The 12,192-nt window shown below is 69.9% G+C and carries 12 protein-coding genes; 5 read left to right on the forward strand and 7 right to left on the reverse strand.

Annotated features, from left to right (window positions below; translation table 11 throughout):
- The first annotated feature begins 19 nt into the window (after positions 1–19).
- Positions 20–3,148 (forward strand): sacsin N-terminal ATP-binding-like domain-containing protein, encoded by a 3,129-nt coding sequence (locus ACGF7Y_RS13755; RefSeq protein ID WP_393233259.1) that lies wholly within the window; start codon positions 20–22, stop codon positions 3,146–3,148.
- Positions 3,149–3,156: 8 nt separating this feature from the next.
- Here ACGF7Y_RS13755 and ACGF7Y_RS13760 read toward each other — a convergent pair whose 3' ends face one another.
- A complete protein-coding gene (locus tag ACGF7Y_RS13760) occupies positions 3,157–3,774 on the reverse strand; it encodes a TetR/AcrR family transcriptional regulator (protein ID WP_210749991.1) in 618 nt (205 codons plus the stop codon).
- Positions 3,775–3,901: 127 nt separating this feature from the next.
- Here ACGF7Y_RS13760 and ACGF7Y_RS13765 point away from each other — a divergent pair, with 127 nt between their 5' ends.
- On the forward strand, positions 3,902–5,962 hold the full coding sequence (locus ACGF7Y_RS13765; protein WP_393233263.1) for a neutral/alkaline ceramidase: 2,061 nt from the start codon (positions 3,902–3,904) through the stop codon (positions 5,960–5,962).
- 9 nt (positions 5,963–5,971) lie between these two features.
- Here the strand turns inward: ACGF7Y_RS13765 and ACGF7Y_RS13770 are convergent, their stop codons facing one another.
- Positions 5,972–6,211, reverse strand: coding sequence for a DUF2530 domain-containing protein (locus ACGF7Y_RS13770; RefSeq protein WP_159843316.1), 240 nt, complete (start codon positions 6,209–6,211; stop codon positions 5,972–5,974).
- Between the two features lie 115 nt (positions 6,212–6,326).
- On the opposite strand from ACGF7Y_RS13770, the gene ACGF7Y_RS13775 reads away from it, so the two are divergent.
- The gene (locus ACGF7Y_RS13775; protein ID WP_062968509.1) at positions 6,327–6,764 is read left to right on the forward strand and encodes a MarR family winged helix-turn-helix transcriptional regulator; all 438 of its coding nucleotides are present in this window, start codon (positions 6,327–6,329) and stop codon (positions 6,762–6,764) included.
- Between the two features lie 41 nt (positions 6,765–6,805).
- Here the strand turns inward: ACGF7Y_RS13775 and ACGF7Y_RS13780 are convergent, their stop codons facing one another.
- The 3 genes from ACGF7Y_RS13780 to ACGF7Y_RS13790 all read right to left on the reverse strand — a co-directional run bounded on the left by ACGF7Y_RS13780 (position 6,806) and on the right by ACGF7Y_RS13790 (position 8,858).
- Positions 6,806–7,045, reverse strand: a complete 240-nt coding sequence (locus tag ACGF7Y_RS13780) for a hypothetical protein (protein WP_157106951.1) — start codon at positions 7,043–7,045, stop codon at positions 6,806–6,808.
- A gap of 165 nt (positions 7,046–7,210) precedes the next feature.
- A complete protein-coding gene (locus tag ACGF7Y_RS13785; RefSeq protein WP_393233266.1) occupies positions 7,211–7,612 on the reverse strand; it encodes a YccF domain-containing protein in 402 nt (133 codons plus the stop codon).
- A 43-nt stretch (positions 7,613–7,655) separates the two neighbouring features.
- Positions 7,656–8,858 (reverse strand): GNAT family N-acetyltransferase, encoded by a 1,203-nt coding sequence (locus tag ACGF7Y_RS13790; RefSeq protein WP_393233268.1) that lies wholly within the window; start codon positions 8,856–8,858, stop codon positions 7,656–7,658.
- Between the two features lie 112 nt (positions 8,859–8,970).
- Between ACGF7Y_RS13790 and ACGF7Y_RS13795 the strand changes: the two genes are divergently transcribed.
- Both ACGF7Y_RS13795 and ACGF7Y_RS13800 read left to right on the forward strand, forming a co-directional pair.
- Entirely contained in the window at positions 8,971–9,774 is an 804-nt protein-coding gene (locus ACGF7Y_RS13795) for a TrmH family RNA methyltransferase (protein WP_393233271.1), read from the forward strand.
- Complete coding sequence (locus ACGF7Y_RS13800) at positions 9,771–10,061, forward strand: DUF2537 domain-containing protein (protein WP_393233274.1); 291 nt, start codon at positions 9,771–9,773, stop codon at positions 10,059–10,061. Before ACGF7Y_RS13795 ends, ACGF7Y_RS13800 begins: the two co-directional genes overlap by 4 nt.
- Here the strand turns inward: ACGF7Y_RS13800 and ACGF7Y_RS13805 are convergent.
- Both ACGF7Y_RS13805 and sepH read right to left on the reverse strand, forming a co-directional pair.
- Complete coding sequence (locus ACGF7Y_RS13805) at positions 10,058–10,801, reverse strand: DUF6928 family protein (RefSeq protein ID WP_393233277.1); 744 nt, start codon at positions 10,799–10,801, stop codon at positions 10,058–10,060. The two genes, ACGF7Y_RS13800 and ACGF7Y_RS13805, sit on opposite strands and share 4 nt — an antisense overlap.
- A gap of 282 nt (positions 10,802–11,083) precedes the next feature.
- On the reverse strand, positions 11,084–12,124 hold the full coding sequence (gene sepH / locus ACGF7Y_RS13810) for a septation protein SepH (protein WP_393233279.1): 1,041 nt from the start codon (positions 12,122–12,124) through the stop codon (positions 11,084–11,086).
- Positions 12,125–12,192: the final 68 nt, after the last annotated feature.

Here is a 12,192-nt window from a genome sequence, read left to right on the forward strand (position 1 = left end):
TTCGGCGCTGCGCGCGGCCGTGCTCGCCGCGTGGCGTGATTCGCCGACGCGGTTGCGGGAGGACGCGGCCACCGAGAGCGACTTGGTGCGCGCGGGCTACCGCGACCGGTTGCTGACCGAGTTGGCGCAGAACGCCGCCGACGCCGCGCGCAAGGCGGGCGTGGCCGGCGCCGTCGTCGTCCGGCTCGACGGTCGTGACCTCCACATCGGCAATACCGGTGCGCCGCTGGACCTCTCCGGTGTGCACGCGCTCACCGCTCTGCGCGCGTCGGGGAAATCCGGCGACGGTTCGGTCGGCCGATTCGGCGTCGGCTTCACCGCGGTGCTCGCGGTGAGCGAGGACATCGAGCTCCGGTCTTCCTCCGGATCGCTGCGGTTCTCCCGCACCGAGACCCGGGAAGCTTTGAAAGACAACGAGATCCGGACACCCGTCGTCGACGCGGGTGAATTCGATCCTCCGGTGCTGCGGTTGGCCTGGCCGACCGAGGCGCGACCGGCGGCGGGTCTCGACACCGAGGTGGTGCTGCGGCTGCGCGCGGACGTCGACGCCGACGCGCTGCTGGCCGCGATGCGCGCCGAAGCGGTCGATCTGCTCCTGGAACTGCCCGCCCTGCACCGCATCCACGTCGGCGCGGACGAATTCGTCAGCAGTGCCGAGGACATGGGCGACGGCATGCACGAGGTCTACGTCGACGGCCCGGGCAGCGAGCAGCGAACCTGGTGGCAGTACCGCACCCCACGCGGTCGCTGGCTGTTGCCGGTGCGCGACGGCAGGCCGGTGGCGGCCGCCCCCGATGTGCTGCGGGCGCCGACCAGGTCCGACGAGGAGCTGTCGCTGCCCGCGCTGCTCGTCGCCGACATTCCGATGCAGCCGGATCGCCGCAGGTTGCTCCCCGGCGCCCGGCTCGCCGATTTGGCCCGTGGCTACGCCGATTTCGCTCGCGCCCTGCCACCACGCGACCGGCTCGTGCTCGTCCCGACACCTGGTTTCGCCCGCAGCGAGGCCGACGGTCTGCTGCGCGAAGCGCTCCTGCGCGAATTGCAAACGCGGCCTTGGCTGCCCGTCGTCGTCAGCCATCGGCGTACGCCCGAAGGCCTCGTCGACTCCGAGCCGCTCGCCGCCGACCTCGAGCCCTTCACCGCGGGCTACGCCGGATCGGACACCCTCGCCTCGCGTGAAGCGGACGACGCACTGCCGCACGAACAATCGCCTGCGGCGGCCGCCCCGGAAGCACGGGGCATGCTCGATGGTGCGGGGCCGCACGCGGCGATCGACTCGTCAGACCTGCTCGGCACCGAGCCGGGAGATATCCGGACCGCCGGAGCGGCTGATGCGCCCGGCGATGGTCCGCGTGCGGCGATGGAGTCGTCGGATCTGCCGAGCACCTGGACGGCCGAAAACCGGACCGCCGGACCCAGCGGCACATCGGTAGCAGGCGAACCGATTCCGTCCGACATCGCCGGGTCGCCGTCTGCCGCCGTAGTGCCGCACCCACAGGACGTGGCCATCCCCACTCGCGCCTACGTCTTCACCGGTCTGACTCCGGAATTGGCCGCCCTGCTCGATGAGGTGGCCGGTCCGCTGGTGATCCCGGACCTGTCCGGGCGGCCGCACGCCGAGGCCATGGGTGCGCTGGACGTGCACCGGCTCGGGTTGGCGCGGATCGCGGAATTGTCCGGGGGCCTGGAGCGGCCGCCGAGTTGGTGGCGGCAGTTCTATGCCGCACTGGAACCGTTCGTGGTGGATCCTCTCGCGGCGGAGGAACTGGGCGCGCTGGCGGTGCCGCTGGCCGACGGCAGGCTCGTCACCGGACCGCGCACCGTGGTGCTGGACGATCAGCTCGAGGTCGCGATCCCGGTGCACTGGGCCAGGCTGGCGCATCCAGAGGCCGCGCATCCCCTGCTGGCTCGGCTGGGCGCACGGTCGGCCACCGCCGAGGATCTCCTGACCGACCCGGGCTTGCGGGCCGAGTTGGAGGATCACCCGGACGACCCCGACACCGCCGATGCCATCCTGCGTCTGGCCGCCCACGCGGCTCCGGAGGCCCTGCCGTCCTGGCTGGGGCTGCTCGAACTGCCCGACACCGAGGGTGAATCGCGACCGGCCGACGAACTGCTGCTGCCCGGCGCGCCGCTGCGCGATCTGCTCGTGCCCGACGCGCCGTTCGGCACGGTGGACCCGGAACTGGTCGAGCGCTACGGCGCGGACGCGTTGCGCGCCCTCGGCGTCGGCTGGGATTTCGGTGTGATCACCGAGGCCGATCCCACCGGTCCGGACCACGATCTGGACGACGAGGAACACTGGTGGTCCACGCTGCCGGACGATCCGCCGGAGCTCGTCGCCGTCCGCGACCTCGACCTGGTCGACGACGCCGCCTGGCCGGAAGCGTTGCGGCAGTTGGCCGCCGCGCCCCGCACCCGTCGCCTGCTGACCGACGCCGACGGCTACACCGCGTGGTGGCTGCGCAGGTACGCGCGGATCGACAGCACCCCGCTGGGACTGTTCCGTCATCCCGCCGACACCGAGTTCGACGGGCTGTTACCGGCATTCGCCGTCGCAGGCGTCGATCCGGACGCTTGCCGCGCGATCCTCGCCGACCCGGGGACGATCACCGACGAGCTGGCCGCCGCTCTGTTGGAGGCGCTCGCGGACCCATCGAGAACGCCATCGCCGGAGGTGGTTTCGCGCACCCACGCCCGTCTTGCGGCTGCCGTCGCCGCGGGCTTGCTCGATCTCACCGACCTGCGACCACCCGATCGGGTGCGCGCGCTCACCGGCGCCGTGGTGGATCCGGCGGACGCGTTCGTCCTCGATCGCGCGTGGTTCGGTTTGGCGGTACCGCCGGATCGATTGGTGGCGGGGGACACCGAAACCGCCTCGGCCCTGGCGGCTCTGCTCGACCTGCCGCTGGTGTCCGAGGCCGTTACCGCCGAGGTGGCCGATACCGGCCGCCGCACGAGTTGGGCGGCGGAGCCGCTGGGCGTCGTGCTGCGGCAGCTGTTCGCTTTGCCCCCGCAAGCCGGTGAGCTGGTCGTGCACCATGAATTGACGGTGCGGCTGAGCGGCGCGATCGAGGCCACGGTCGCGGTGCCCTGGTGGCAGACCGGCTCGGCCGTGCACGTCCGCGCGCCGCGTCTGCGCGGCTGAGCGGACGGCTACTGGGCCGCGTTCTCGGTGAGCATCTCGCTCAGCAGATCGAGCTGTGCGCGCACGCTCTCGCTGTCGTTGTCCACCAGCCAGCGCAGTACCACGCCGTCGATGACGTTGAGCGTGAACCGGCTCAGCGTCTGCACCGGGACCGACCAGCGCGTGCCGGTCGCGTCGCGCGCGTGCTCGAGGATGTCGGCGACCGTGGAGTCGTTGAAGTTGTACTGCTCGCGCGCGATCGCGAGTTTCGCCGGGGTTTGCTCGCCTTCACGCAACGCGTAAGTGGTTGTTTCGTAAGTGAGCAGCTGCCGTTCCGGAGTGGCTTCAATGTTGAGCCACATGAGTTCCAGTCCCGCGCGGATCAATTTTTGAAGGGCTTCTTTTCCACTTCCGACGTCCTGCCATACCGTTTCGTTTGCGTCGACAGAATCGCGTAATTCCATCGACAACGCTTTGACCAGCTCGGTCATCAGCGCGTCCTTGTTTTCGAAACAGTAATGCACCACACCGAGCGAGACACCGGCCGCCTGAGCGACATCACGGGTGGTCACGCCCGCAACGCCCTTTTTCTCGGCAAGGCCGATCGCGGCCTCGATAAGGTGGGCCCGTCGTTCTTCGACGCTCAATCGGGAGGACACCCAAGGGAGTTAAGCGCCCAGCGCCCGCGCAGTCAATTCACGGGCCGGAAAAATTTTGACTGGACGAGTGACCAGTTTGTGTGGTTCGCTGCATCGGGACAGAAGGGAGACGGGTATGCCGGTGTCGCGTAGAACTGTTCTGGCCCGGACCGCGATCGGTTCGGCCACGCTCGCGGCCGCGACGGTGCCCGGGATGACCGACGCGCTCGCCGTTCCGGCGGCCGCAGCGCCGGAATCCGGCGGTTACGAGATCGGCGTCGGACTCTCCGACATCACCGGCCCGGCCGCCGAATGCGGGATGATGGGCTACTCCCAGCTCGAACAGCAGACCGCGGGCATCCACCTGCGCCCCCGGGCACGGGCGTTCGTCATCGGCAGCGCGGGGCGGCGAATCGTCTTCGTGGTCGCCGAGAACGGGATGATCTTCCAGTCCGTGCACCGCGGCGTGCTCGCCGAATTGGCCCGGCGCTTCGGCGATCTGTACACCGAGCAGAACGTCCTGCTCACCTCGACGCATTCGCACGCGACGTGTGGCGGCTCCAGCAACGACTACGCCTACAACCTGTCCATCCTCGGTTTCCAGCAGCAGGTGTACGACGCAGAGGTGAACGGGATCGTCGAGGCGATCGCCGCCGCGCACGCCGATCTCGGCCCCGGCTCGCTCGCGCTCGGCCGTGCCGAACTGCGCAACGCGAGCGTGAACCGCTCGCGGGTGGCTTGGGAACTCAATCCGCCTGCGGACAAACAACATTTCCCGGACGCCATCGACCCCGCCGTGACCACTCTCGTCCTGCGCAAGGGCGGGCGGATGGCGGGCGCCATCACCTGGTTCGCCACCCACAACACGTCGATGACCAACGCGAACCGGCTGATCAGCTCGGACAACAAGGGCTACGCCTCCTTCTCCGCCGAGCACATCGAGCACGGTGTGCGCTACCTGGACGGCGAGCCCGCGTTCGTCGCAGCCTTCGCGCAGACCAACGCCGGTGACATGTCCCCGAACCTGAATCTGCGCCAAGGCTCCGGGCCGACCGAGGACGAATTCGAGAACACCCGCATCCTGGGCGAGCGGCAGTACGCGGCATCGAAAGACGCGGCGGCGCGAGCGCGGCAGATCTCCGGCCCGGTCGACGGGATGCTCTGCTACATCGATCTGGCGGACATCGCGGTGGACGGCCGTTTCACACCGGACGGCTTGCCGCGGCGCACCGCACCGGCCGCGGCGGGTGTCTCGCTGATCGCGGGCAGCGTCGAGGACGGTCCGGGCCTGCCCGGTGGCCCGATTCCGGAGGGTGTGCGCAATCCGTTTCTCGAGGCGCTCGGCGACCCCGCTCGACCCGCGCCGGCCTGGCTGGCGGACGCGCAGGCGCCGAAAGCGATCGCGGTGCCGCTCGGCCTGCTGCCTCCGGTGGCCTGGGTGCCGAATGTGCTGCCGATCCAGCTCGTTCGCATCGGTGAACTCTATTTGGCCGCCGCGGGAGGCGAATTCACCATCACGTCGGGGTTGCGTATTCGCCGCGCCGTCGCCGCGGTGCTGAACGTCCCGCTGGAGCAGGTGCTGATGCAGGGATACGCGAACGCCTACCACGAATACGTCACGACGCCCGAGGAATACGACTCCCAGCAGTACGAGGGCGCCTCCACGCTGTTCGGCCGCTACACCCTGTGCGCCTATCAGCAGGAGTTCACCCGGCTGGCCACGGCATTCGCCGCCCGCACGCCGGTGCCGCGCGGCCCGGCGCCGCGCGATGTGTCCCATCTGCAACCGAACTTCCAGCCGGGCGCCGGTCCGGACGCCGCCGTGCCGGGGCGCGGTTTCGGCGATGTACTGGTGCAACCGCATCCGTCCTACGGCCCCGGCGACCGAGTGGTGGCCGAATTCGTCTCTGCGCACCCGAAGCACGACAACCGCCGCAACGGGACGTTCCTGGAAGTGCAGCGCAGGAATGCGTCCGGCGAATGGGTACGAGTGGCCAACGAGGGCGAGTGGGCGGTGAGATACCACTGGAGCAAGCGCGGTCTCGCCGAGTCGATAGCCCGATTCACCTGGGACATCCCCCTCGATGCCGAGCCCGGACGTCATCGCTTCCAGCACTACGCGACCCGTCTCGATCCCGGTGGCGCGCTCTATCCGATTACCGGCACGACCGACGAATTCGAGATCGGCCGACCGTGACCGGATCGGCTACAAACCGGTCTGCGCGCCTTTGTCGCCCCGCCGGGCGCCGCGCCGCTGGACCAGATAGATGACGAGCGCGATCAGTCCGACCACCAGTCCCATCAGGCAGACCGGCCGGGCCGAGGCCCACCGGTCGCCGCCCGCCCACACCACCACGGTGGCGATCAGCCACAACGCGCTGCCGACCGCGAGCACGGGGCGCGGATCGGTGAGGCGCGGTGGGAGTTGCGGGACTTTCTGCGTCACGAGCTCAGCCTAATCGGCCCGGCTGGAGGAACTCCGCCGCCCGCGCGGCGACGAGTGGTCCGCCAGTGGCCGGAAGCCGCGACCGGCCGCACGCGGTCCCGTATCGTTTGCCACTGTGACAACGCCATCGGATGTCAGAGCCCTTGCTGGTGAGCTCTCGCTGGCGGTCGTTCGACTGACGCGACACCTGCGAGGCCGACGTGCCGACTCGCAGATCTCGCTGACGCAACTCTCCGCGCTCGCCACCCTCGCGCGCGAGGGAGCGATGACGCCGGGCGCGCTCGCCGCGAAGGAACGCGTGCAGCCCCCCTCGATGACCCGCGTGATCGCCTCGCTCACCGACCTCGATCTGGTGGAACGCAACCCGCATCCCACCGATGGCCGTCAGATCATCGTCTCGCTGTCCCAGGCGGGCCGCGCGCTCATCGCCGATGAAGCCAGCGCACGCGAGGCGTGGATGACCGAGCAGCTGTCGACGCTCACCGAGGAGCAGCTCGTCGTGCTGACCCGGGCGGTGGCGATCATGAAGCAGATCGTCGCGGAGTCCGAGTAGCGCAACGGAATTCATCGACTCGCCGCCGATGGCGGCCCGGATCAACGGTTCGTGCGGACGAGCCGGAGAATGATCCCGCCGCCCCACCACAGCAGGCTGCCCGCGATGGTCAGGCAGAGGACGAAGGCCGGATAGACCAGGACGCCGTAGTCGGCGGCCCATCGGGGCAGATGGGTGAGCCGGGCGCCCGCGCCGATGAGCAGCAGCAGGCCCAGGGTCACCGCGATCGGCGCGAGCGGCGCGGTCTCCGAGTCGGGCCTGCGGGCGGTGCGGTCGGTCATGGTGGAGCCCTCCTGTGCGGTCGGCTCGGCACCCGCTCGGGGCGCGATGGGCACTGGAAAAGATCAGTTACCTTCTAGCTAACATTCGCACGGAGATGTGATTTCGTTAACACTCTGTGATGCAGATCACATAACTGTCGCAGGGCAACAGGGTGATGAGCGCGGCTACCGTTCCCCGAACGGACGGTCGCTGTCCACGATCTCCCGGCCCAGCGGGAACAGCGAAATCGGGATGAATTTCAGGTTGGCCCAGCCGAACGGGATACCGATGATCGAGACGAACAACGGGATGCTGGTGAGCAGGTGGCCCAGCGCCAGCCACCAGCCCGCGACGATGAACCAGATGATGTTGCCGATCAGTGAGCCCGCGCCCGCACCCGGCTTCTCCACGGTGGTCCGCCCGAACGGCCACAGCACGTAGGCGGCGATCCGGAACGACGCGATGCCGAAGGGAATCGTGATGATCAGGATGAAGCAGATGATACCCGCCACGATGTAGCCCAGCGCCAGCCAGAACCCGGCGAAGACCAGCCACAGGACGTTGAGAACCAGCTGAATCGGCTTCATGAGACCAGCATGCCAGCCCGTGGCGCCGGTGCGGTGCGCGTCGTCAGAAGAACCAGCCGAGCATCGCGTCGCGTTCCGCGCGGAAGGCGTCGTCGAGTGCGCGGATGTGGGCGGAATCCTTGGCCCGCAACCGGTTCGCCGCCGCGAACACCCGCGCGGGATACGCGCCCAGATACATGCTGCCGAGCACGTCGATGCCGAGTTCGAGATCGGCCGCGCGATCGGTCGGTTCGCATTCCGCCTGTCCGTTCCGCACGCGCAGCGCGAACGTGCCGCCCGCGTTCCGGAACGGGTCGGACACCGCGAGCGTCACATCCAGATCGTCCGCGTAGCCGCGCGCCGTCAACGCCGCCGGGACGTCCATCAGGCGAAGCCACAGTCCGTCGTAGCGGGCGGTGGTGCGCACCAGCCGTGGATCGGTCAGCAGATAGGGCAGCGGGTCGTGGTCGGTGAGCACGGCATCCACCCGCCGCACCAGATCGAGGCCGAGCAGGGCCCGCCACAGAGCCGCGTGCGCTTCGGCGGTGACCGTCCGCAGTTCGACGACTTCCACCGTCCGCGCCCTGCCGTCCGCGTGGTACCGGTAGAGCGCGTAGCCGTCGGCATGCAGGAGTCCGAACAGCGTGCTGCCGCCCTCGCGGTAACGCTCGGGATCGTCGAACACGATGTCCCAGGCCGCCGCCGGGCGTATCTGTGCGCCGGGCACCAGTCTGCGCCAGCGGTCGTAGATCGCTTCCGCGGCCGCGCGCAGGTCGGCCGGCGGCCGCAGCGTGACACCGCCGGGATCGGGCGTCGACGGAAGGAACGCCGCGAACCGGCGGTCGATGCCGACCGCGTTCTCCCGCGTCGCGGTGCCGTAGCCGAACCGGCCGTAGATGCCGCCCTCGCTCGCCGTGAACATGGTCAGTGGCAGGCCTGCCGCCTCGACGCGCCGGTGCTGCTCGGTGTACATGGCGCGCAGGATGCCGCGCCGCCGGTGCGTCGGCGCCACGCCGACGCCCGCGATGCCGCACACCCGCACGGTCCGCTCGCCGGGCACCGTCACCGTCATGGTGGTGGACTGCGTGTGCCCGACGACCTCCCCTCCCTCGACCGCCACGATCGAGTTCTCCAACGGGAACAGCAGCGGTGTCCCCCGCGTCTCGGCCGGGTCGGAGCGGGTGCCGAACGAGGTCTCGACCAGCGTCGTGATCGCGGGCGCGTCGTCCGCGGTGGCCGGCCGAACCGTGATTCCCGAGGAGGTCATGCCTCGACGATCGCACGTTCGCGCACCCGCACGCACCGGATTATCCGTGGCTCGCGACCGCCGGGCGAACACCGATTCGGCCGGTGCCGCGACCGCCCGGCAGGATGGAGCGGTGGCCGAAGTGATCGATATCGATGACCCCGCGGACCCTAGGGTCGACGACTTCCGTGATCTCAAGTCGGTCGACCGCAGGCCCGATCTGCCCGGGCGCAAGGGGCTGGTGATCGCCGAGGGCGTCGTAGTGGTCCAGCGGATGCTCGATTCGCGCTTCGCGCCCACCGCGCTGCTCGGCGTGGAGCGCAGGCGAGCCGAACTCGCCGACGATCTGGCGGCCGTCGACGCGCCGTACTACCGCGCGACGGCCGAGGTGATGGCCGAGGTGGTCGGGTTCCACCTCAACCGCGGCGTGCTGGCCGTCGCCCGCCGCCCCACCGAGCTCGGCATGGACGAGGTGCTCGAGAAGGCGCGCACCGTCGCGGTGCTCGAGGGCGTCAACGACCACGAGAATCTCGGCGCCATGTTCCGCAACGCGGCCGGACTGGGAGCCGACGCGATCCTGTTCGGCGACCGCTGTGCCGACCCGTTGTACCGCCGCGCCGTGCGGGTATCGATGGGGCATGTGCTGCGGGTGCCGTTCGCGTCTGTGCCGGAGTGGCCCGCCGGGCTGGATATACTGCGGCGCAAGGGATTCCAGATCATCGCCCTCACTCCCGATCCGGCGGCGGCGAATCTGGCGGCGGCGATGACGGGAGAGCGGGTGGCGTTGTTGCTCGGGGCCGAAGGGCCGGGACTGACCGAGGAGGCCATGCGTGCCACCGATGTCCGCGCGCGCGTTCCCATGACGCCCGGCACCGATTCGCTCAATGTCGCGACGGCGGCCGCGATGGCGTTCTACGAGCGGGTGAGGACGGCGTGACCGGACCGTATCGTCCGTATCCGTCCTACCAGGACCCGACGCCCTGGGGTGCGGGGCTGACCGTGGCGGTGATGGTGGCGCTGCTGGCCGCGGTCGCGGTGTATTCGTTCGGGGCCGCGCTGGCCGAAGTGCACCCGTTGCTCGCGCTGGCGGTGAATCTGGTCGCGGTCGGCGGCGCCGCGCCCACCGCTTGGCGCTGGCGTTTCGCTCCGGTGACGCGGTGGGTGATCGGCGGCGGTGCGGCGGGTGTGCTGCTCGGATGGATCGTGCTGCTGCTCGGCGGCTAGCCGACGGGGTCGTGTCCGCGCAGCCAGCCGAACAGGCCGCGCCTGCGCGCGGGGTCGTGCGCCCCGCCATCGGCCGCGCTGTGCACCGGCGAATCGGGCATCGTGCCCTTGGGGTGTAGCGCGAACTTGCAGACGGGGATGTCGCCCGGCGCGAGCACGCCGGGCGCGGCCGGCTCGCGGTAGTGGAACCCGAGCCATTCGTCGTTGGCCGCGTCGGCGAAGTCCGGCGGATCGAACGGCAGCGAATGGGGGTCGGGCGGTTCGCCCGCGCGCCTGCGCACCGGATGCTCGCCTGCCCAGTACGGCCGCTCCCACACCAGCGGAAGACCCTCGTCCTCCAGGATGCGCACCCGGGTCGAGCTGAACGACCTGCGGAATTCGCCGCGCTCCCAGTGGGCGAACGCGCCCCAGCCGTGCTCGACGTCGAACGACACCAAGTAGGTGTGCTCCGAGGCAAGCGGCCGCACCAGCAACTCCGGGATCTCGGTCGGGTGGATGCGCGCGGACTGGGCCGAGCACAGCACCGTCACGCCGGGAAAGCAGCCGATGCACACCTCATCGGCGGCCGGGCCCGCGCAACCCGCGAGTGTGCCGACCATGACCGGCTGCACATCGCGGTCCTCGTGCAGTTGCTTCGCCAGTGCCAGTGCGGCCGAGGGATCCGGATTGTGGTTCGCGCGCAGTACCGTACGGGGATCGGGTGCGTCGACGTACCAGAGCGACCAGGCCTTGGATAGCATTCCGGCACCTCCCGATAGTCGCACGAATCAACTCCGCGAACTTCGAGCAACGCCCGGAGCGCCGACGGCGCACCGCTGCGGTGACCTGTCCGGCGCCGACGCACGTCGTCGACCACACCGAAAATTTACTCGCCCCGCACCGGTCGCGGTGTGGCTTCGCACCGCGAACATCGGTTCGTGATCACAGTTTTCGCGAGCGCACGGGCGCTTCACGGAAATATCCGGCACTCGAGCGTCCGGGATCGGTACTACCCGCAAGACCGGGCGTGGCGGGGGGAGGGCTCAGTGACCCGAGCTGCGCACCCCGAGCAGCACGTCCTCCCAGGACGGCATCGGAGCCTTGCCGCGCTTGGCGCGACTCGGCTTCGCCGGAGCCTTGGCCGCGGGCTTCGCGGGCTCCTCGGTGTCGGCGGGCGCGGGCGCGGTGGGCTCCGCCGTGGCGGTCGCGGCGGTCGCGGCGCCGTTGGCGGGCACCGCGTTACCGGCGGCCGCGGGGGTCGCGGTACCGGCCGCGGCGGGCGCGGCGCTGGTGGCCGCCGGGATCGCGGCGGCGCTGCCGCCGGCCGCGACGGCCCGCTGTTCGTAGTATTCGTCCAGCGTGGGCTGACTCTGCCTGCTCGCCGTCCGCGTGGGCGGCGCGGCCGGGGCGGGGGCGGGACGCGGTTCGACCACCGGCTCCGGCTGCGGTGGGGCCGATTCGGGTTCGGGAGGCACGATCGTCGCCAGCCCGCGCAGCGCGCGGCCGAAATCCGGATCGATCAGATCGGAAGCCGGATCGTCGAGCGGTGAGACCGAGCCGCCGTGCGCGTCCGGCTGGTAACGCCAGTGCGCGGCGATCTCGGAACGCCCGTTCTGCCACTGCAACTGGGCGACCCAGTAGCCCTTCTCGTCCTTCCAGGCGTCCCACTCGGCGCCCTCGATGTTGTGTCCGCGCGCGGTGAACGCGGCGGTGACCACATCGATGAGGGTGTCCACGGCGGGACCGTCGGGGCGGACCGGGTGCGCCTTCTGGGCGAGTTCGGCGGCGCGGGCTCGCTCCAGCAGGACCGGATAGGCGAATCGCTCGACGCGACTGGCCGGCATTCCGGATTCTTCGGTGACCTGTTCTACGGAGGCCCCTGCGCGAATACGGGCCTGGATATCGCGGGGACGCATAGTTGCTTCCATTTCGATCTCAATCTGGCCGAATCGGGCAAGGTCTCCGCGCGCGGCGGCTCGCAGTTTGTCGTCGGCGGGCAGCCGGAACTTCTGACCGGACTCGGTGTCGATACACACGATGTGCGTGGAGTCGGGCGTCACCCCGATCACTCGAAGTTCACGCACCGTTACCTCCTTATCGCGTCGACTCGCGACACCGCCCACTTTCCGAAACAGTAGTGCACATCTGAGAT

This window comes from Nocardia sp. NPDC047654 (assembly GCF_043205035.1).
Classification (GTDB): Bacteria; Actinomycetota; Actinomycetes; order Mycobacteriales; family Mycobacteriaceae; genus Nocardia.

Excerpts from the sequence above, each read along its gene's own strand:
- ACGF7Y_RS13780 (WP_157106951.1), bottom strand. The coding sequence starts at position 7,045 with ATGACCGACCGCACCGCCCGCAGGCCCGACTCGGAGACCGCGCCGCTC.
- ACGF7Y_RS13790 (WP_393233268.1), bottom strand. The coding sequence starts at position 8,858 with ATGACCTCCTCGGGAATCACGGTTCGGCCGGCCACCGCGGACGACGCG.
- ACGF7Y_RS13805 (WP_393233277.1), bottom strand. The coding sequence starts at position 10,801 with ATGCTATCCAAGGCCTGGTCGCTCTGGTACGTCGACGCACCCGATCCC.
- ACGF7Y_RS13785 (WP_393233266.1), bottom strand. The coding sequence starts at position 7,612 with ATGAAGCCGATTCAGCTGGTTCTCAACGTCCTGTGGCTGGTCTTCGCC.
- ACGF7Y_RS13765 (WP_393233263.1), top strand. The coding sequence starts at position 3,902 with ATGCCGGTGTCGCGTAGAACTGTTCTGGCCCGGACCGCGATCGGTTCG.